At 71.9% G+C, this 20,135-nt stretch carries 14 protein-coding genes and 1 pseudogene; 13 read left to right on the forward strand and 2 right to left on the reverse strand.

Annotated features, from left to right (window positions below):
* Positions 1-139 precede the first annotated feature (139 nt).
* Both IE255_RS16770 and IE255_RS16775 read left to right on the forward strand, forming a co-directional pair.
* Positions 140-1,831, forward strand: coding sequence for a dolichyl-phosphate-mannose--protein mannosyltransferase (locus IE255_RS16770; RefSeq protein ID WP_229906467.1), 1,692 nt, complete (start codon positions 140-142; stop codon positions 1,829-1,831).
* Between the two features lie 153 nt (positions 1,832-1,984).
* Positions 1,985-2,260, forward strand: a pseudogene (locus tag IE255_RS16775) (GNAT family N-acetyltransferase); the annotation flags it as partial.
* Between the two features lie 7 nt (positions 2,261-2,267).
* Here IE255_RS16775 and IE255_RS16780 read toward each other — a convergent pair.
* Positions 2,268-2,696, reverse strand: coding sequence for an ester cyclase (locus IE255_RS16780; protein ID WP_190051064.1), 429 nt, complete (start codon positions 2,694-2,696; stop codon positions 2,268-2,270).
* Positions 2,697-3,078: 382 nt separating this feature from the next.
* Between IE255_RS16780 and IE255_RS39220 the strand changes: the two genes are divergently transcribed.
* Complete coding sequence (locus tag IE255_RS39220; protein ID WP_229906444.1) at positions 3,079-3,384, forward strand: hypothetical protein; 306 nt, start codon at positions 3,079-3,081, stop codon at positions 3,382-3,384.
* On the opposite strand, the gene IE255_RS16790 is transcribed toward IE255_RS39220, so the two are convergent.
* Positions 3,347-3,838: a hypothetical protein gene (locus IE255_RS16790; protein WP_190051065.1), complete on the reverse strand. Its 492-nt coding sequence runs from the start codon at positions 3,836-3,838 to the stop codon at positions 3,347-3,349. The genes IE255_RS39220 and IE255_RS16790 overlap by 38 nt on opposite strands.
* A gap of 708 nt (positions 3,839-4,546) precedes the next feature.
* On the opposite strand from IE255_RS16790, the gene IE255_RS16795 reads away from it, so the two are divergent.
* The 10 genes from IE255_RS16795 (at position 4,547) to IE255_RS16840 (ending at position 20,129) form a co-directional block, all read left to right on the forward strand.
* Positions 4,547-6,412 (forward strand): phage tail sheath subtilisin-like domain-containing protein, encoded by a 1,866-nt coding sequence (locus tag IE255_RS16795; RefSeq protein ID WP_190051066.1) that lies wholly within the window; start codon positions 4,547-4,549, stop codon positions 6,410-6,412.
* A gap of 33 nt (positions 6,413-6,445) precedes the next feature.
* Positions 6,446-6,970, forward strand: coding sequence for a phage tail protein (locus IE255_RS16800; protein WP_190051067.1), 525 nt, complete (start codon positions 6,446-6,448; stop codon positions 6,968-6,970).
* Positions 6,971-7,073: 103 nt separating this feature from the next.
* Entirely contained in the window at positions 7,074-7,808 is a 735-nt protein-coding gene (locus IE255_RS16805) for a T4 family baseplate hub assembly chaperone (RefSeq protein ID WP_190051068.1), read from the forward strand.
* Complete coding sequence (locus IE255_RS39915; protein WP_190051069.1) at positions 7,801-8,553, forward strand: hypothetical protein; 753 nt, start codon at positions 7,801-7,803, stop codon at positions 8,551-8,553. The genes IE255_RS16805 and IE255_RS39915 overlap by 8 nt, the downstream gene beginning before the upstream one ends.
* Before the next feature lie 96 nt (positions 8,554-8,649).
* Positions 8,650-9,552, forward strand: coding sequence for a Pvc16 family protein (locus tag IE255_RS16815; protein ID WP_190051070.1), 903 nt, complete (start codon positions 8,650-8,652; stop codon positions 9,550-9,552).
* A gap of 32 nt (positions 9,553-9,584) precedes the next feature.
* Positions 9,585-11,567 (forward strand): ATP-binding protein, encoded by a 1,983-nt coding sequence (locus IE255_RS16820; RefSeq protein ID WP_229906445.1) that lies wholly within the window; start codon positions 9,585-9,587, stop codon positions 11,565-11,567.
* On the forward strand, positions 11,558-11,881 hold the full coding sequence (locus IE255_RS16825; protein ID WP_229906446.1) for a hypothetical protein: 324 nt from the start codon (positions 11,558-11,560) through the stop codon (positions 11,879-11,881). Before IE255_RS16820 ends, IE255_RS16825 begins: the two co-directional genes overlap by 10 nt.
* Positions 11,878-18,744: an eCIS core domain-containing protein gene (locus tag IE255_RS16830; RefSeq protein ID WP_190051072.1), complete on the forward strand. Its 6,867-nt coding sequence runs from the start codon at positions 11,878-11,880 to the stop codon at positions 18,742-18,744. Before IE255_RS16825 ends, IE255_RS16830 begins: the two co-directional genes overlap by 4 nt.
* Before the next feature lie 15 nt (positions 18,745-18,759).
* Entirely contained in the window at positions 18,760-19,446 is a 687-nt protein-coding gene (locus IE255_RS16835) for a hypothetical protein (RefSeq protein ID WP_190051073.1), read from the forward strand.
* A complete protein-coding gene (locus IE255_RS16840; protein ID WP_190051074.1) occupies positions 19,443-20,129 on the forward strand; it encodes a hypothetical protein in 687 nt (228 codons plus the stop codon). The genes IE255_RS16835 and IE255_RS16840 overlap by 4 nt, the downstream gene beginning before the upstream one ends.
* The last annotated feature ends 6 nt before the right edge of the window (positions 20,130-20,135 follow it).

Raw genomic sequence — 20,135 nt, forward strand, 5'->3', positions numbered from 1 at the left:
GGTCCCGATGTCCGGGGGCTGCCTGAGCCGGCGTGACCACCACCGACCTCCGGGCAGCTGACCCGGCCCGCCTCGCCCTGCTCTCGCCGAGTTGAAAGCTGACCACGTGATCCGTGAGAACGCGACCGCGTTCGCCGACGTGCCGCGGAAGGCGGCGGATCGCCGGCCGACCTCCTGGGAGCGGCGGTTGCGCCGCTTCGGGTACGTGGAGCCGCCGCGTACCTCCACGCGCGACCGCCTGGCGGTGCCGTTTCCCGAACCCGGCTCACGGCTGTGGCGCACGCTCGGACTGTCACCGGCAGCGGCGGGCCGACTGGCACGCTGGTCGGGGTGGGGCGGGCCGCTGCTGGTGGCGCTCCTTGCCGGCCTGACGCGCTTCTGGCACCTGGGCAGCCCGCGGGCGGTCGTGTTCGACGAGACGTATTACGCCAAGGACGCCTGGTCCCTGCTGCGGCTCGGCTACGAGGGCACCTGGCCGGACCGTAAGATCTCCGACCCGCAGATCCTGGCGGACCCTCAGGTGATCTCGCTCGCCGACACCGGGTCCTTCGTCGCGCACCCGCCGATGGGCAAGTGGGTGATCGCCGTTGGCGAGTGGATGTTCGGTCTCACCCCGTTCGGCTGGCGCTTCATGACGGCGGTCCTGGGCACGCTGTCGGTGCTGATGCTGTGCCGAACAGGACGCCGCCTGTTCCGTTCGACGGCGCTGGGCTGCCTGGCCGGATCCCTGATGGCGGTGGACGGCCTGCACTACGTGATGAGCCGCACCGCCCTGCTCGACCTCATCGTCATGTTCTTCGTCCTGGCGGCGTTCGGATGCCTGCTGATCGACCGGGACCACGCACGGGCCCGGCTCGCGGCGGCCTTACCGGTCGGCGGGGGCGGCCATACGCGCCCAGACCATGTCACCGGCGACCGCGCCGGGACGGGAGTGCGTCCATGGCGGCTCGCCGCCGGCTTCTTCCTGGGACTGGCGGCCGCGACCAAATGGAACGGCCTGTATTTCCTCGCCCTCTTCATGGTGCTCACGGTGCTGTGGGATGTCGGCGCCCGCCGCGTGGCGGGGGCACGGCGCCCCTGTCGGGCGGTGCTGCGCAGAGATCTCGGCTGGTCGGTGTCGTCCCTCGTCCCGGTCACCGTGCTGACGTATCTGGCGACGTGGACCGGCTGGTTCCTGTCCGACAACGGCTACGGACGGCACTGGGCGGACGGCCGCGGCGGCACGTGGTCGTGGATTCCGGCCCCGCTGCGCAGCCTGTGGCACTACGAGTACGGCGTCTACCAGTTCAACGTGGGACTGCACACTCCGCACAAGTACGAGTCCAACCCGTGGAGTTGGCTGGTCCTCGGCCGCCCCGTGCTGTTCGACTACCGGTCGCCGGAACCCGGCAAGGACGGCTGCCACGCGACGGCAGACTGCTCACAGGCGATCCTCGCCCTGGGCACACCGCTCCTGTGGTGGTCGGCATGCTGCGCACTCGTGTACCTGCTCTACCGATGGGCACTGCGCCGCGACTGGCGCGCCGGGGCCATCCTGTGCGGGGTGGCTGCCGGTTATCTGCCCTGGTTCCTGTACCAGGACCGCACGATCTTCTCCTTCTACGCAGTCGTCTTCGTGCCGTACCTGAGCCTGGCCGTGACGATGATGCTGGGCGCGCTGCTGGGTCCCCCGGGGGCGACCGAGAAACGCCGCACACGGGGTGCGGTGGCCGCAGGCACGCTCGTGCTGCTCATCGCCTGGAACTTCATCTACTTCTTCCCGATCTACACCGGGCAGACGATCCCGTACGCCGATTGGCGGGCCAGGATGTGGCTGGACACCTGGATCTGAGCCCGACCTCGCAAGTCCCTCGACGTCGGGACCGATGTTCATCTCCCCGAGTTCGCCAGTGGTTCCCGCTGAGATTTCGTGAGGTCAACACCCACCATGGACATCCAGGTCCAGACCCTCAGCCCGACCATGCCCTGCGAGTGGATGAGTGCGGCCCGCCTGCGTCGCACCCAACAGCGCGGCGGAGCGGTCCGCTTCGTCCGCGACCCGCAGGGCGGCTGCGCCGGCGGCGCGTCGTGCTCGCCGCCGGCCGAAGACACCGCAGAGCTGTCCGGCGTCGGAACCCGCCCCGCCTAGACCGGAGCGATGTTTGCCCGCGGAGCCGGGTCGGTCTGGCTGGAGTACTCCGGAGAGGGATCCCGCCGCGTCTACGCACGCGCCGGTTACCGACCCCAAGGCACCCGCCTCTACCTCTCCTTGCCCCCGCAGCAACCCATCAGTGCTCGGCAGCCGCTTGCTGTAGCTGAGCAGCTATTCCCTGCCGGTCGATCTGGATCCAGTACTCGACGATCAATCCGTCCTCGACGCGATAGACCGCGCTGGTCATCGCCGTGACCTGCGCGCCGGTCGGTGGATGATGGTCTACCGGTCCGACGTGTCGCCCGCGCTGGGTCCAGCGCGCGTAGACCCGATCTCCTTCGGCGATGAGCTCGTCCACGGTCAGGGTGAAAGCGCCGTATGCGTCGAGCATCTCCTCAACGTGCTCGGTGTACTGCCGTGGTGTCCGCTCTACGACCACCGGCGCCTCCGAGACGACCTGATGGGCCCGGACCCGCTCGGCCATGAAGTGACTGGCGCGGTCAGGGTGCAACCCCGAGCGCACCTGCAGAAGGAACTGGTGAACGGTGTCCTTGGCGTTGGTCATTGGCAAAGTCTGGCATTCCGTTCATGCCGCGGCGGAACAACCGCACCCGCACCTGACTCCGACGGCTTGCCGACCTGTACGAGGAGGCGGTATAGGCCGCGCCAGTAGCGGGAGGTCACCAAGCATGGCCCTCCACGGCGAGCGCGAGCGGAGACCGGCCGGGTGTGTCGGCAGTGTTGCCGGATTCCCGCCGCCGGGGCGAGAACTCCGTTCGAGTGGAGGACGGTCGCGCGACCGGCCCGGTCGTGCCCTGAACGGGCGACCGCCTGACTGGATGTTTGTCCGGTGCTCGCATGCCGCCGTCCGGGTGACGCGTTCACTCGACCCGACGGACGGGGTCCCGGCCGCGTACCACCGGCGGGCGGCGCCGCGTTGCCCTGGCATGGACAGCACTGAGACGGCGCGGCGCCTTCTCGTGGCCGACGCCGCGCCCCGGCCGTACGCCGAACTCACCAGCGGATACGCGGGCCACCCGCCGATCTACGCGGCCCTGGTCGCCGAGTGGGAGGCACGGGGCCACACCGTCCCGGAGCACCGCGACGGCCAGTGGGTCTCCTTCGCCGCGCCGGCCGAGAGCGAGACCTGGACCGCCGTCACCTCGTGGACCGCCGGCCGGCACATGGGCCCGGTCGTCTCTTCCGGCCCCCGCCTCACCACGCCCCGTCCGGCACCACAGGCTCCGCGCTGACGGGTGCCAGCACGGCGAGGGTGCCGGTGGCCTCCCGCAGGGCCGTCTCGAGCGTGCCGGGCCGATGCAGGGTGCCCATGCCGTCCGGCGGGACGAGCCACTCCAGGCGTCCGGCGGGCCGGTACGGCGGCGGCACGGCGACCCAGGAGCCCCGGCCGACGTGCCGGACCCCGAAGCCGATCCACTCGCTGACCGGATCGGGTGGCAGGAAGAACCCCACTCTGCGTGCGGCGCTGTCCACCAGGGTGGGGCCGGGCACCTTCAGCGGGTCGCGCCACAGGATGTCCAGGGCGAGCAGGCCGAGCCGGTCGGGGACGCTGAGCACGTCCCAGTAGCGCCCGGCCTCCACGAGCACCGTCCCGGTGCCGTGGTCCCACTCCCGCTTGCACTCCTGGGGGTCCGTGGCGGCCGCGGCGAGCCACTCGACGGCTTGCTTCCACATGACGCTCTGCATGGCCACCCCAGGCGCAGTCGGCGGCGCCGCGAGGGCGCGCGCGGGACACGGACCGGTGACCCGCGAGGTCTCCGCGTGCCACCCGGCACTGGCCATGCTCGTAGATATTTCTACGCGCTGGAAGGGGTGGCGCGGTCTGGCGTTTACGTCGGGCATGTCCCGGTCGAAAGGGGGCACTCGACGGTGCGGCCCGTAAGGCATCGGTCAACTCCGTGCGCGTCCATGACCGTCCATGCCCGTCCATGGTGCCCCGTCGAAATCGGCCACCGAGGTGTGTGTGCGACTCGCGGAGAACCCGAGGAGCGTGAGCCTCGGCGGCGGAAATGCGGGTCTCGCAGGCATGCCCTCGGTGGCGCCCGGCCACCCACGTACAGGAGGCGTGGTCCAGTCCAAGGGGGCGCGCGGGCGCAATGTGCGGATCCGGGGAAGTTCGCCTTCACGAAACCTTCCTCTGTGCTGGCCAGAACCCGTCTTGTTCGCTCAACTCCGGACGCAGCAAGGTGGGTTGAGCACTTGAGCATCAGGAGTCACAAGCGAGCTGCTTGGCCCGTGCGACCGACAGCGTGGGCACTGACGGGGGAACTGATGAAGTGCGCGAGACCACTGCCGACGGGGTGAGTGGGCCCTCGCGCACCGTCCGGAACGTCTCTCTCCCTCACCGTCTCTTGGTGCCTTCATCCGGTGCCCGAGACAGGGATAGGAGGGGGAATGCCGATGAGTGCAGTGAGCGCCGCCAAGCCGACGTATCCCGGTGTCTACGTCGAAGAGCTTCCCAGCAGCACCCGCACCATCTCGACCCTGACCACGTCGGTGACCGCGTTCGTGGGCCACACCCGGCGCGGTCCGCTGAACGAGCCGGTCCGCGTCACCAGCTTCACCGAGTTCGAGCGCCGCTTCGGGGGCCTGAGCGCCCAGAGCGCCGTCGGCTACGCCGTTCACCAGTTCTTCGGCAACGGCGGCACCGTCGCCGTGATCGTCCGGGTCGCCAAGGCCGGCAGCGGCAAGGCCGCGTGCGTCACGCTGGAGTCCACCGAGGGCCACAGCGAGAGCCGCGTCCTCGCCGTGCACGCCAAGGAGCCCGGCGTGTGGGGCAACGGCCTGCGCATCGCCGTCGACCACGACACGCCCCGCCCCGACGAGACCTTCAACCTGCGCGTCCACGACGCCAAGGGCGAGGCCCGCGAGAGCTTCACCGGCCTGTCCACCGACCCCTCCCACGGGCGGTACGTGCAGACGGTCGTCAACGCCGGCTCCCGGCTGATCCGCGTCGAGGTCGTCGGCGAGGGCCGCCCGGACCCGTCCGGCACCGTCTCCAAGCCCTTCGGGCACGAGCTGCCCGACCTCGCCGTCGACCTCACCGTCAAGATCGGCGACGTCGAGCGGGAGTTCACGCTCTACGACCCCGACTGCGACGGCGAGGCCCCGTCCTCCGTCGCCGAGCTGGCGCTGCTGCTGGAGCGCAAGCTGCGCGCCCTGCCCGACGCGCCCGGCAAGCACGCCTTCGCGGGCGCCGAGGTCACCGCCTTCGGCCGGCGCGTCCAGGTCGTCGCGGGCTCCACCGACCCCGAGGACGTCGTCCGCTTCCTCGGCGAGTGCGCCAACGACCTCGGCCTGGAGGCCTCCGTCAACCCGCCCGTCTTCCCGCTGGAGGGCGGCGAGGACGGCGCCGCGCCCGGCCCCCGCGACCTCATCGGCTCCGAGGCCGACAAGTCCGGCATCCAGGCCCTGCGCGGCGTCCCCGACGTCAACCTGCTGGTGCTGCCCGAACTCGCGGCGTACGAGAAGACCGAGGACGCCGTCACCGTCGTCTCGGCCGCCCAGCGGCTCTGCCAGGAACGGCGGATCTTCCTGCTCGTCGACGCGCCCAGCACCTGGGTCAGCGTGGACACCGCCCGCGCCGGGCTCGCCGCGTTCGACGCCGTCCGCGGCAACCACGCGGGTCTGTACTTCCCGCACCTCCAGCTCACCGACCCGCTCACCGGCCGGCTGCGCTCCTTCCCGCCGTCCGGCGCGGTCGCGGGCGTCATCGCCCGTACGGACTCCGAGCGCGGCGTGTGGAAGGCCCCGGCCGGCACCGAGGCGCGGCTCGCGGGCGTGCGCTCGCTCACCGTCGACCTGACCGACCGCGAGAGCGGCCTGCTCAACCCGCTCGGCGTCAACTGCCTGCGCACCTTCCCGGTGACCGGCCCGGTCGTCTGGGGTGCTCGCACGCTGGAGGGTTCCGACGCCCTCGACAGCGAGTGGAAGTACGTGCCGGTGCGGCGGCTCGCGCTGCACGTCGAGGAGAGCCTGCAGCGCGGCCTGCAGTGGGTGGTGTTCGAGCCCAACGACGAGAACCTGTGGCAGCAGATCCGCCTCGCCGCCTCCTCGTACCTGCACACGCTCTTCCGCCAGGGCGCCTTCAAGGGCGGCACGCCGCGCGAGGCCTACTTCGTCAAGTGCGACAGCGACACCACGACCGCCGAGGACATCGAGAACGGCATCGTCAACGTCCTGGTGGGCATCGCGCCGGTCCGGCCGGCCGAGTTCGTCGTCGTCAAGATCCAGCAGACGTCCGGGCAGTTCGCGCTCTAAGGAACGCACCAAGGAATCCCTGAGGACATTTCGATGGCAGAGTTCACGGTCAACGCCCATCGCTTCGACCCGTACAAGAACTTCAAGTTCCTGGTGCTGTGGGACGGTCGGACGGTCGCCGGCATCAGCAAGATCAGTCCGCTGAAGCGGACCACCGAGGTCGTCAAGCACCGCCACGGTGGCGACCCCTCGTCCCCGCGCAAGTCGCCGGGCCGCTCCGAGTTCGAGGGCATCACCCTGGAGCGCGGCGTCACGCACGACCCCGAGTTCGACCGCTGGGCCAACAAGGTCTGGCAGGTCGGCGCGGGCCTCGGCTCGGAGGTGTCCCTCGCGGACTTCCGCAAGGACATCGTGATCCAGGTCCTCAACGAGGCCGGCCAGGTCGCCGTCTCGCACAAGCTGTACCGGACCTGGCCCAGCGAGTACCAGGCTCTCGGCGAACTGGACGCCAACGCCAACGCGGTGGCCATCCAGTCGCTGAAGCTCGAGTGCGAGGGCTGGGAGCGGGACTACGAGGTGCCGGAGCCGGAGGAGCCCTCGTTCCTCAACCCGGCGTAGAGGGTCGTTTTTCGTCTGCGGGTTCGTCGTGGCTTGTCGCGCAGTTCCCCGCGCCCCTTCGGGCACGTACTGAAGCTGCTGAGACACAGGCACTGGGGGAGGCATGGCCATCACACAGGCGGCCGAGTTCCTGGCCACCTGGGAGACCGGGCTGGCCCAGGCCCCGGCCGGGCGTGCCCTGCTGTTGCACGGGGCCGCCCGGCCGGACCTGGGAGGCGACCCGCAGGCCCTGCTGGCGCTGCCGGTGGGGGAGCGGGAGGCGGATCTGTTCGCGCTGCGCCGGGCCCTGTTCGGCGAGCGGATGCAGGTGCGCCTGGAGTGCCGGGCGTGCGGCGCGGACATGGAGTTCGAGCTGGACGCCGGGGAGTTCGCCCGCACCCTGGCCGACCGGGGCGAGCCGCTGGTGCGGGTCGCCGAGGACGGCTGGGAGGTCGAGTTCCGGGTGCCCGGCGTCGCCGACCTGACGGCGGCGGCCCGGGACGCCGACCCGCGCCGGGCGCTGCTCGCGCGGTGCGTGGTCACCGCCGTGCGCGACGGGCGGTCCGTGTCCGCGGACGCGCTGCCCGCCGCCGTGCAGCGGCGGATCGCCGAGGCAGCCCAGGCCGCGGACCCGGGCGCCGACGTCACGCTCAACGTCGCCTGCCCCGAGTGCGGGGAGGCGACCCGGGCCGAGCTGGACATCGCCTCCTACCTGTGGACCGAACTGGACGCCTGGGCCCGGGACCTCCTGCTCGACGTCCATCTGCTCGCCACCGCCTACGGCTGGAGCGAGCCGGAGATCCTGGCGCTCAGCCCGCTGCGGCGCCGCTACTACCTGGAGCTGTGTGCGGATGTCTGAGTCCACCGCGGACGGGCGGCCCGAGCCCGACTTCCTCGACCGGTTGCTCGCCCGGCACGCGGCGCCCGCCGCGCGGCGCCCCGGAGTGGTGCGGGTACGGCCGCGGCTGGCCGGGCCGTTCGAACGGATCGAGGCGGTCCGGGCCGGCGCACCCGGCCCGGACGGCACCGAGCCACTGTGGCCCGTCGCCGCCCCGGCCACCGGGCCCCGGCCGGATCCGGCCCGCCCGGCGGCCCGCGAGGTCGTCCGTACGGAACGGGAGCGGACGGTCGTACGGACCGAGCAGGCGCCGGCGCCCCACGACCCGGCCGTGCGTCCGGCCCGGCCGGCCGAGACCGAGGGGCCGCTGCTGCGTCCCGTCGCGGCGACCGGCCCCGCGCTGCGGCCGGTGCCCGACTCCGCGCGCCGCGCGGCGGGCCGGGGCCGTACCGAGCGGGCGGCCCCCGTGAACGCGGCGTCCGTGCCGACCCCCCCTGGCACGGACGCCGCTCCCCCCGCCGCCGTGTCCGCCCCGCTGCTCCCCAGCGCGGCGGACACGGCGGCCGCCCGGGACGCCGCACGGCAGGCGGCGGTCCGGCGCCCCGGGCGCCGGACCGAGCAGGTGGTGCAGGTGCAGATCGGGCGGCTGGAGGTCACGGCCGGCGGGGCGCCCCAGGGCGGTGGCGGCAGGACCCGGTCACGGGAGGCGGAGCGTCCCCGGCCCACGGTCAGCCTCGCGGACTACCTGGCCAGGGGGCGCGAGTGAACCGCGGCCGAGAAGCACGCGTACGTCGAGAAGGACCGGGACCACGCGTACGACGAGAAGGACCAGGACGAGGAGAGGGACCGAGGAACTGACGCCATGAGCAACGCACTTGCCCTCGCCCACGTCACCCAGGCCCTCGCCCTGCTGATCGAGGACAACCTGCCGCCGGACATCGACATAGCGGTCAAGGTCGAGCCGCGCAAGCCGCCGGCCGACCCGCCGGCGGATCCGACCATCACCGTGTTCCTGTATCAGGTCACGCCCAACACCTCGCAGCGCAACAACGACCTGCCGACCCGGGCGTCCGACGGCACGCTGGTCCGGCGGCCGGCCGCCGCGCTCGACCTGCACTACCTGATCAGCGCGTACGGCGAGGAGGCCGAACTGGTCGGGCAGCGGCTGATCGGCTCGGTGGTGCGGACCCTGCACGAGATACCCGTGCTGCCCAAGGACATCATCGAACTCGCCGGTCAGCGCCCGCACTTGAGCGGGAGCGACCTGGCCGGGGCGGTGCAGCGGGTGCGGTTCACGCCGACGGTGATGGACATCGACGAGACGTCCAAGCTGTGGGGGATGCTGCACCAGACGCCGTACACGCTGTCGGTCGTCTACCAGGCCGCGCTGGTCTTCATCGACGGCCGCGCGACGCCGGTGCCGGGGAAGCCGGTGGAACGGCCGGAGGTACGGGTGCTGCCGTTCGGGGCGCCGGGGGCGCCGTCCCCGGGCGCCGCTCCGGGTGAGCCGGCCGGGCCCGCGCGGGAGGCCGTCGTGCCCGCGCAGGAGGCCGTCGTTCCCGCGCGGGAGGCCGCGGACTCCGCCGACGGCCAGACGAAAGCCGTGGCCAGGACCGAGGCGAAGGCGCCCGCGAAGACGGCCCGGGGCCGCAAGTCCGCGCAGCCGGCCAGGACCGCGAAGAAGACGGCCGCCAAGCCCGCGAAGTCCGCACGGTCCCAGCAGACGGCCAGGAACGCGGACAGCGGCGAGGACACGGAGAACTGAGGCGCATGGGAGCGACGGGGGCAGGTGAGGACATGGGAGCGCAGGCAGCGGCCGGGGCCGCCGCACCGGGCGACGGTACGACGCTGACGGCGGAGATCCGCCGCGTCCTCGCCCGCGTCGACGCTCACGCCCTCCGCGGCACGGGCGGCACGGAGGACATGGCCGAGGGCCGGGACGCGCACGCACCCCTGCCCGAGCCGGCCGACGGCCCCGGCGCCGCCCCCCTCGACGCCCTGGTCACCTGCTTCGGGCTCACGGCGTTCGAGCGCGACCTCGTGCTGCTCACCGCCGCGCAGGAGCTGGAGCCCACCGCCGCCGCCCGCTGCGCCGCCGCCAGCGGTGACCCGCAGCGGGCGCATCCGACGTTCTCGCTCGCCCTGGCCGCCCTGGACGAACCGCACTGGAGCGCGCTGACGCCCGTGTCGCCGCTGCGGCGCTGGCGGATCCTGGAGCTGGACGACGAGTCCCGGCTGACGACCTCCCGGCTGCGCCTCGACGAGCGCATCCTGCACTTCCTGCTCGGCTCGCCGTACCTGGACGCCCGGCTGCACGGGCAACTGCGCCGCACGGCCGTGCCGGACCGGCTGCCGCCGTCGTACGACCTGGCCGCGAGCGACGTCGCGGCGGGCTGGACGGACGGCGCCCGCCCCGACGCGCCGCTGCTGGTGGAACTGGTCGGCGGCGACCTGCGCAGCCGTGCCGACATCGCCGCCGCGGCCGCCGCGCGCGCCGGGCTCGGGCTGTACGCCGTGAGCGCCGAGGACATCCCCGTCGACCCCGCCGAGCGCGACCGGTTCGCCCGGCTGTGGCAGCGCGAGGCGATCCTGCTGCCCGCCGCGCTGCTCGTGGAGTTCGGCGAGCCGGACCGGGACCAGCAGGCCGCCACGGAGGCGTTCCTGGCCGGGGCCGCCGTACCCGTCGTCGTGTCGAGCACCGACCCGCGCCGGACGGACCGCGCGCACGGCACCCGGGTGAGCGTGCCGCCCCTGGACGACGACGAGCAACTGGCCCTGTGGGCGGACGCGTTCAGCGACGTCGCCGACCTGGAGGAGCGCGAACTGCGGTCGCTGATCGCGCAGTTCCAGCTGCCGCCGCACGTCGTGCGGTCCGCCGCCGCCACCGTACGCCGGGAACTGCCCCACGAGGACGAGCTCGACGCCGCGGCCCTGGCCTGGCGGGCCGGTCTGGACGAGGCCCGGGTCGGCATGGACGAACTCGGCCGCCGGATCGAACCGCGGGCCGGCTGGGACGACCTCGTCCTGCACGAGCGGCAGACCAGCGTCCTGCGGGAGATCGTCGCGCACGTCCGGCAGAGGCCGGTGGTCCACCAGGAGTGGGGATTCGGGGCGGCCCTGCGCCGCGGGCTCGGCGTCACCGCGCTCTTCGCGGGCGGCTCCGGCACCGGCAAGACCCTGGCCGCCGAGGTGATGGCCAGGGAACTCGGCCTCGACCTGTTCGTGATCGACCTCTCCCAGGTCGTCAGCAAGTACATCGGCGAGACCGAGAAGAACCTCCGCCGCGTGTTCGACGCCGCCGAACGCGGCGGCGCGCTCCTGCTGTTCGACGAGGCGGACGCCCTGTTCGGCAAGCGCAGCGAGGTCAAGGACAGCCACGACCGGTACGCCAACCTGGAGGTCAGCTACCTGCTGATGCGGATGGAGGCCTACCGCGGCCTCGCCATCCTCACCACCAACATGAAGAAGGCCCTGGACACCGCCTTCCTGCGGCGCATCCGCTTCGTCGTCGACTTCCCCTTCCCGGCCGAGCACGAACGCGCCGAGATCTGGCGCCGCGTGCTGCCGCCGCAGGCCCCGGTGAAGGACATCGACCCGCAGCTGCTGGCACGGCTGACCGTCGCGGGCGGCTCGATCCGCAACATCGCCCTGTCCGGGGCGTTCCTCGCCGCCGAGGAGGGCGAGGCGCTCCAGATGCGGCACATGCTCGCGGCGGCCCGCACCGAATACCTCAAGCTGGAACGCTCCTTGACGCCGACGGAGGTCCGCGGATGGGTGTGACACGGACGGGTGTGACGCAGACCGGTGTGACTCCGGTGGGCGGGACACCGACGCCGCGCGAGATCCGCGTGGAGATAGGCGAACTGGTCCTCGACGGCTTCCGCGCGGACCCCGACCGGGTCTCGGCCGCGTTCGAACAGGAGCTGACCCGGCTGGTCCGCGAGCGCGGCGTACCCGCCGACCGCCCGTGGACGGCCGACGTCCTGTCCGGCCTGCCGCCGCTGCCCGCCGGGCTGTCCGCGCGCCGGCTCGGCCAGGAACTGGCACGCGCTGTGCACGAGGGCCTGTGCGGCCGCGGGGAGGTGACCTCGTGAGCAACTCCCAGACCCAGGACAGCCGTTCCGAGCAGTCCGCCGAGCAGCGCCGCCGCAAGCGCAAGGAGCGCGCCGCCAAGTCCCGTACCCCCGAGCCCAAGGACATCGTCAGCGGCGCCGGCCAGCCGCTCGACCCGGGCGTACGACGCGATCTGGAGGAGCGCCTCGGACACGACCTGAGCCGCGTACGCCTGCACACCGGCCGGGACGCCGGCCAGCTGGCCGACCTGCTCGGCGCGGACGCGGTCGCCGTCGGCCAGGACATCTTCTTCCGCGAGGGCGCGTACCGGCCCGGCACGGACGAGGGCCGCCGGCTGCTCGCCCACGAGCTCCTGCACACCGTCCAGAACCCGCACGGCCTGGGAGCGTTGCGGGCCGGGCGGGAACTCGGGGCGGTGAGTCTGCCGCAGCAGGGCATCGAGCGGCAGGCGGAGTCGGCGGCCCAGGATCTCGTAGGACCGTCCGAGGAGATCCGGCCGACGGAGGTCGAGGAGGGGCAGGCCACCCCCGGCTGGCTGCGCTACGCGACCGTCGACGCCGACCGCCGCCGCATGGAGCAACTGGACCCCGCCACCCTCGTCGACCGCCTCGCCAACGGCCTGCTGCGGTCCCTGAGGGGTGACCCGGAGGACCGGTCGGGCCGCGTGCGGCTTCAACTGGCCCGCATGGCGCCCGAGGTGCAGGACAGCGTCCTGGACCGGCTGGAGCTACGGCTGCCCGCGCCCGTCGTGGACCGTCTCCTCGAAGGGGTCGAGGAGACGGAGCGGCGGGGGCCGCTGCCGATGGACGCGACGGTGGCGCCGGAGGCGGTGCCCGGGGCGGCGGAGGAGATCGAGGAGGAGCGCGCACGCGAGGACTCCGCGCCCGAAGCGGGCGACTCCCAGGACCGTGACGAAGAGCGGCACGACACCGGCAAGCCCGGCGGGAAACCGAAGGACGAGGAGGCGGGGGGCCGGGACGACTCCGGGGCCGCCGGCCAGGACGGTGCTCAGGACCCGGCCCAGGGCGAGGCCGGCTCGGCCACCCGGCAGCAGGAGAACGCGAAGGACGAGCAGGACCGCTCCCAGGACCAGCAAGAGGACAAGGACGCCTCCGGCCGGGACGCCCGGAAGGACGCCGAGGACGAACGCGAGGACGCGTCGGACACCGAGCGCGAGCAGCAGGACCAGGACCAGCAGGACGAGCGCGCCGCCGAGGAGGAGGAAGGCGGGCCCGACGAGGCCGTCCAGGAGCCCGGGAAGCAGGCCGTCGAGGAGGAGCAGCGCCAGGGCGAGAGCGAGGGCGAGGCGGGCGGCCGCGAGGCCGCTGCCCCCGGCACCGTGGACCGCAGCGGTGCCGAACCCGGCGAGAAGTCCCGCACCGGCGGTGACGCCAGCACGGTACGCACGCTGGGCGACCCGGAGAACGAACAGGACGCCGACGACGAGCCGTTGGGGCTGGACGCGGAACCCGCGCAGGACGACACGGAACGGGAAGCGGGGGACGACACGGCCGCGGCAGCCGGCCAGGAGCCCGTGCCCGACGTCGACCTCGTCGGATACACCGACGCGGCGAAGAACCCGACCCTCGCCGAGGAACGGAGGAAGGGTACGGCCCCGCTGCCCAGCCTGTCCTCCGCCACCGGCGCTCCGGCGTCGGACACGGCACCGCAGGAGACCGAGCCCGGCACGTCCCCGGACGCCACGTCACGCGCCGAGGACGAGGGGAACGGCAGCGAGTCCTTCGAGGACCTCCTCAGCGGTACGGCCGACGGGCGGCAGACCGATGGCTCCGGAACGGGCGGTGGTCCCGGTTCGGCGTCCCCGGGCGTGGAAGCGGCGGTGGCGGAGGCCACCGGGGCGGACTCGGACCGGAGACAGTCGGACGAACGCAAGGAGGACGCCGAGGCCGCGCGACGCGACGAGGAGGCCCGGGCCTCGGACGCCGCTGCGAGCGGGGCGGTCACCGGGCCCGTGGAGACCGCCGCGCCGGACCAGTTGGCCAAGGCGGGGGAGGACGCCCGTACGCAGGGGGCCGGTTCGCAGGCCGGCACCGGCGCTGAGAAGGGTGGCGAGAGCCAGGCGCAGAGCGCCAGGAAGCCGGAGGCCGGAGCACCCGACCGCAGTGGCGGGAAGGAAGTGGGCTCCGGGGCGGAACAGGGCAAGGACCAGCAGGCCGACAAGCCCGAGGGCGGGGCGAACGGCCGGGGCGAGGCCGGGGACCAGGGGACCACGGCCCCCACGCCCGAAACGCCACGCGGCGGCGGCCAGGACGTCACCGAAGGCAAGGGCCCGGCCACCATCCCCGGCCCGGAGAGCGGCCCGGAGAAGGTCTCCACGCCGGGACCCGCGAGCGCGCCGAAACTGGCGGCGGGCAACGGGCCTTCGCCGATGGCCGCGGGGCCGGCACCGAAGACCAACCTGCCCAAGGCCGCCGAGTCCCCGGGATCCGGTGGGGCATCGGGCGGGTCCACGGGCTCGCGCTCCCGCCCGGCGGGCAGCAAGCGCCAGGCGGCACAACGTGCCGCGAAGACCGCGTCGCGCCGTAACGGCGGCTCGGGCGGAGGCGGCGGCCGCAAGTCCCCGGCCCCCGCTCCCGTCCGATCCGGCGGCCGCTCCGTCGCAGCCGGCGGTTCCAGGGCGAAGACCTCGGCCAAGAAGGAGGCCCCGCCCCCGGACGTCTCCAACGCCACCCCCGAGTCCGGCCTGTCCACGGCCGCCGGACTCAAGCCGCACCAGGCCCTGGAGACGCTCAAGGGCGTCGACAGCGCGGTCGGCCGCTCGGTCGACAAGGAGCGCACGGCCCTGCGCAAGGCGCCGCCGAAGATGCAACGGCCCTCCGGCTCCCCGCGCACCGTCCCCGGCGGCCCGACACCGGCGGCCCCGGGCACGTACACCAACGCCAAGGTCGCCCGTACGGAAGCCGCCCCGGGCAAGACGCCCGAGATCACCGGCGAGCAGAAGCCGGAAGGCGACGTCCCGGGCGCGAACGTGCCGGAGCCGAGCTGGTGGGACATCGCCGTCACCATCGGCGCCCAGCTGTTCGGCAAGCTGCTGAAGGAGATCCTGCCGCTCGACGACCTGATCGACTCCATCCTGGGCCTGCCGACCAAGGACGAGGGCCTGAAGAACGCCAAGGTGGGCGACGCTCCCAGGCTGCCGCTGGAGAACGACTCCGACCCGCAGCGCACGGACGAGCAGGGCCAGAAGCTCGACGAGCGCCGCGACGAACTGCACCGGGCGGGACGCGAGGACGCGGCCCGCCCGATGGGCGAGGACCAGATCTATCCCGACGTGCCCAAGGAGACCCTGACCGGCAAGGTGGCCGGCGGGAAGAAGGGCGGCAAGGCCGGCGGCGCACGGTCGGTGTCCGGCGGTGGCGTGCCGATCGAGTCCGCGTCCGCCGTGGCCGAGCACGACCGGGGCCCGCAGATCCAGGCGGGCTTCTCCCAGGGCCGGCAGAAGATGGGCCAGGAGCGCCAGGCCAAGGACAAGAAGGCGGCGGACGACCGCAAGCAGCACGACCAGGACCTCCAGAGGGAGGTCACGGCCAGTGGCAAGAAGCAGTCCGACGCCCGCGACAAGGGCCGTTCCGACATCGCCGACTCCCGCGACCGGTGGCGCAAGGAGCAGGACGACAAGGTCGGGGAGATCGACGACAAGAAGGGCAAGAAGTACGACCAGGTCCGCAAGGACATCAAGAAGAAGGAGGAGGACACCGACAAGGACGTCGACAAGCGGACCGAGGACGACAACAGGAAGATCGACGAGGAGCAGACCAACGCCGAGCAGGAGGCGGAGAAGAAGCAGGAGGAGGGCAAGGACGACGCCGACAACTGGCTCGAAGAGGCCATCGAGAAGCTGAAGGAGTTCTTCGAGGGCCTCAAGAACGCCATCAAGGGCATCTTCGAGAAGGCCCGTCAGGTCGTCACCGACCTCATCGACAAGTTCAAGCAGCAGGTCTTCAAGCTCATCGACGACGCCCGCAACTGGGTCATCGACCAGATCAACACCTTCGCCGACGCGCTGATCGCCCTCGGCGACGAACTCCTCGCCGACTACCCGGCGATGCGCGACAAGTGGCGCAACACCATCGACGGCGCACGCGACTGGGCCGTTCAGAAGGTCAACGAGGCGGCGGACGCGCTGAAGGAAGTCGCCGGGAAGCTCCTCGACGGCCTGTGCGGCGCCCTGCTGGCCGGGCTCGACGTGCTGGAGTCCGGCATGCTCGCGGCCGTCGACATCGCCGAGACGGTCACCGTCGGCGCGCTGGAGTTCGGTGCCGCGGCCGTCGCCGCGCTCGGCGAGTGGGCGGCCATCTTCAACGACATCGTCTCCGACCCGGGCGACTGGATCAGCAAGGCCGGGGCGGCTGCGGAGACCGGTGCCAAGGAGCACCTCTTCGAGGAGGTCAAGACCGCCGTCAAGGCCTGGTTCAACCAGAAGGTCCAAGAGATCATCGGCATCCCGATGGAGGACTTCCAGGAGCTGGTCTCCGGCGGCGTCACCGTCGAGCAGATGGCCCAGATGGCCTGGGACGAGGCGCTGCCCCAACTCCCGATCATCGTCGGCGTGATGGTGGTCGAGAAGGTCGTCGCCAAGCTCATCCCCGGCGCCGGCTGGGTGATGGCCATCATCGATGCCCTCCAAGTCGCGTGGGGTGCGCTTAGCGAGATCCTCGCCGCGTTCGGCCTGTTCATGGACTTCCTGAAGTCGGTGAAGAGCGGCAACGGCGCGCTGCCCTTCGCCAAGGCGGTCGCGGCCGGGGTCGTCGCACTGCTGGAACTGATCTACGAGTTCCTCATCGAGGGCGTCAGCCGCTTCATGGGCAAGGTGGCCGAACGGCTCGGCGACATGCTCAAGGACCTCCGCAGGAAGAAGAACCAGCCGGGCCCGTCCGACGACAGTCCGGACGCCCCGACCAAGCCCCAGGACGACCGCCCCGCACCCACGGACGACCGCACGCCGGCCCCGGACCGCCCGACCGACCGGCCCACCGACCGCCTGACCCCACGCAAGCCGTCCCCCGACAGGACCTCCCGCCCGCCGTCGAGGCCTCGCCCCGGCAAGCGCTCCACCCCCGAGAAGAAGCCCCGCCCGGCCCACACCACCCGCCCGAAGAAGCGCCGCGACGACGACGAACGCCGCGACGAGGGCCGCGAGGTGAACGCGGCGAGGCGCCGCGTGCGGGACGCGGAGCGCCGCATGAAGGACGACGACAGGCCCGACCGCACGGACACACCGAAGCGCCGCGGCCCGGCCCGCGACACCCTCCGCCCGGAACGCCGCCGGGACACGGACGACCGCGACCGCGATCCCCAGGGCACGCGTCCGGGCGACCGCCGCACAACGGACCGCCGTCGGGACGACGACCGCCGTCGGGACGACGACCGCCGCCGCGACGACGAACGCCGCCGCGACACCGACAAGGACCGCCCTCGCCGTCGCCCGCTCCGACGCGCACGCCAGACCATCAAGTCGGCCGTCAACCGTGCGCGCCGCGCCACCGGCAAACTCTTCGGCAAGGCACGCCGCAAGCTGGGCAACCGCCTGAACGACAGGCTGCGCAAGTTGCGGGAGCAGTGGCGCCGCAGTGACGACCGGGACCGGTCAGGCGATCGCCACAGGGATCGCATGCGGGACCGGGAGAAGCAGGCGTGGCAGCAGGGCAGGAAGGACTACGAGCTGCCTTCGGTCCGCTTCCGTGCCGTGGACGGGGCCATGCACACCCTGCTCTTCGATGGCAAGGGCAAGAGCGGTGACCTGGCCATGCGGAGCACCCTGGCCGCGATCACGGCGTACATCAGTGACTGGGAGCGGGAGAACAACACGCCCCCGATCTCACGGCAGCAGGCGTTGCGCACCAGCCAGGAGACAGCCCGGAAGCAGGCGGAATCACTGCGCGAGAGCGCGGAAAGGGCCCAGAGTCGCCTCCCCGACCGGGAGACCAGCAACAGCGGGTACACCCGGCGCACCGGACGGCAGACGTACGGAGAACCGATCTTCCTGTCAGGTGACCAGGCCGGTGTCGAGGCGCAACTGACGGCCCTCAGGGCGCTGATGGAGCAGCTGGCGACCGCATTGGAGCAGCGTTCGCGAGGCGGGGACGAGCCGCCGCTGCCGGACACCATTCTGCCGGTGTTCTCCGACGGCGACACCGCCAAGTCCTTCAAGGCGCATTACATCCAGGAAGACACACCGGTGGGCACGGAAGCCAATCACCGCCCGGACGCATGGCCTTTGGGCTGGGACCGGGCTGTCGCACATGGCATCACCGCGCGAGGCGACTGGGTGCGCATGCACATGCTCACGGCAGTCCTCGGCGGTCATGCCTCGACGTCGAACCTGGCGCCGGCCACCCGGGAGGACAACATCGCCGCGCGGGAGAAGGCCGAACATCCCGCCGCGCGCGCGATCGGCAAGAAGTCCGGATGGCCCGGTCAGCTCGAGCGAATGGTCTGGTATGACGTCGACATCACCATGCGGAGCAACTATCCGGGATATCCGAGTGCCGTGGACATGCGCTGGGGGACGTATGAGTACCCCAACGGGCACTGGCAGCGGAAGAGCCGGCCGGGCGGATCCTGGACCACAGGTTCCTTCGACCCGCCTCCGTGGCAAGCCACCGGAAACACACCGCTCTCCGTCAACCTCAACCAGGCCAAATACAAGGAATTGATCGCGGTAACCAAACTGAATGCCGCCACCGCCAAGAGGGTTCTGAAGCTCCGGGACGACCAGCCGGGCAAGAAATTCCCGGGAATGGGTGACCTCGAGACAGAGCTGGAGAATCAGGCGACAAACGCTGCCGCGCTGGCTGGGGCGAAGAGAGTGATCGCGATCTTGCAGGCGGCCGAAGCGGCCAAGCGGCTTTATTTCAAGTAGGTCATGGGAGAGGGTATGGAACTCGAGGAGCCGACAGCGTACGAGGAGAGCTGGCTCAAAGTCCTCGACGAGCTGTGCGAAAGCCCGGCTGTCGACGTGTTGAACGAGGTGCGGGAGGACATCGATCCAACCGCGGAGGACACGGCCTTCGACGACCTCGCCGAGTGGGAGGGCATCGAGATCGGTGCGGAACTCCGTAGGGACTACATTCGATTTTCGCAGCTGGGCAGTCAGTGGCGAACCGTCGATCCCTACCCGTATCTGACGGGAGAGTTCCGGCTCACTCCCTTGCCGTTGGCCGTGCACGAGGACGCTCCTGAATTCCCGTCCTCCCTCTACTCGGACGAACAGCGCGAGCTGGCCACCGGGTTCCGGGTGATCGACGACAGCCCCTTCACCGGAAACGGTTCCTTCGTCGCTTTGCGGTTGCAGCCCGGAGTCGGGAATCCCGAGGTCTGGTTCTCCGATCACCGGACGAACACGCTCTGGCAGATGGACCTCGACTACCCCGCTTACATGGACACCCTGCGGCTGACCAAGGGTGTGTTCGACTGGCAGCACCTCTTCACGGAGGCGCCGCTGAACGACGAGGAATTCGCCGGCACGGCCACGGACCTCCAGGCCATGCTGGAAGTGCTTCCGGAGCTCTTCCCCGACCACGACTACACGGACCTTCAGGCCCGTCTCCGGGAGCGCACGTGACCCGCTACGCCGACATCCCCAAACCCATCCGCTCCGGCATAGTCGTCGTCGACCCCGACACCGGCACCCCGCAGCGCATCATCGTGCTGCAGTTCAACCCGGACACCCTCGAACGCAGCGTGAGCCCCCAGTCGGCCGGGGACAGCGGGGACGCCGGAGGGGGCGGTACCGGCAGCGGGGACCGCAACGAGGCGTTGCGGCTGAAGGGGCCCGCCCAGGAGACCTGGAAGTTCACCGCCGAGATCGACGCCACCGACCAGTTCGAGATCGCCGCGCCCGACGGCATCCACCCCCAGCTCGCCACGCTGGAGATGCTCGTGCAGCCGACGACCGCGAAGCTGCGTGAGGCGATGCGCCTGTCGCAGAAGGGCGCCATCGAGATCAGCCCGATCGAGATGCCGCTCACCCTCTTCACCTGGGGCAGCAAGCGCGTCATGCCCGTGCGGCTCACCGAACTGTCCATCAACGAGTCGGCGTTCGACGTGAACCTCAACCCGATCCGGGCGAGCCTCAGCATCGGGATGAAGATCCTCACCGTCAGCGACCTGCCCGCCGGGCACCGCGGTGCCGACCTGTACATGGCGCACCTGGCGCAGAAGGAACGCCTGGCGGGCGCCGCGCGGGGCGCCCGCCTGGGTGCCCTGGGGCTGTCCGGAACCAACGCCGTGATCGGAAGGGGCTGAGCCGCA

The sequence above is a fragment of the Streptomyces lomondensis genome (assembly GCF_014651035.1).
GTDB classification, from domain to species: domain Bacteria; phylum Actinomycetota; class Actinomycetes; order Streptomycetales; family Streptomycetaceae; genus Streptomyces; species Streptomyces lomondensis.

Bases quoted from the DNA above. Each gene is read 5' to 3' on its own strand.
- IE255_RS16805 (WP_190051068.1), top strand. From the start codon at position 7,074: ATGGCCATCACACAGGCGGCCGAGTTCCTGGCCACCTGGGAGACCGGG.
- IE255_RS16835 (WP_190051073.1), top strand. From the start codon at position 18,760: ATGGAACTCGAGGAGCCGACAGCGTACGAGGAGAGCTGGCTCAAAGTC.
- IE255_RS39915 (WP_190051069.1), top strand. From the start codon at position 7,801: ATGTCTGAGTCCACCGCGGACGGGCGGCCCGAGCCCGACTTCCTCGAC.
- IE255_RS16800 (WP_190051067.1), top strand. From the start codon at position 6,446: ATGGCAGAGTTCACGGTCAACGCCCATCGCTTCGACCCGTACAAGAAC.
- IE255_RS16795 (WP_190051066.1), top strand. From the start codon at position 4,547: ATGCCGATGAGTGCAGTGAGCGCCGCCAAGCCGACGTATCCCGGTGTC.
- IE255_RS16790 (WP_190051065.1), bottom strand. From the start codon at position 3,838: ATGCAGAGCGTCATGTGGAAGCAAGCCGTCGAGTGGCTCGCCGCGGCC.
- IE255_RS39220 (WP_229906444.1), top strand. From the start codon at position 3,079: ATGGACAGCACTGAGACGGCGCGGCGCCTTCTCGTGGCCGACGCCGCG.
- IE255_RS16825 (WP_229906446.1), top strand. From the start codon at position 11,558: ATGGGTGTGACACGGACGGGTGTGACGCAGACCGGTGTGACTCCGGTG.
- IE255_RS16780 (WP_190051064.1), bottom strand. From the start codon at position 2,696: ATGACCAACGCCAAGGACACCGTTCACCAGTTCCTTCTGCAGGTGCGC.
- IE255_RS16820 (WP_229906445.1), top strand. From the start codon at position 9,585: ATGGGAGCGCAGGCAGCGGCCGGGGCCGCCGCACCGGGCGACGGTACG.
- IE255_RS16815 (WP_190051070.1), top strand. From the start codon at position 8,650: ATGAGCAACGCACTTGCCCTCGCCCACGTCACCCAGGCCCTCGCCCTG.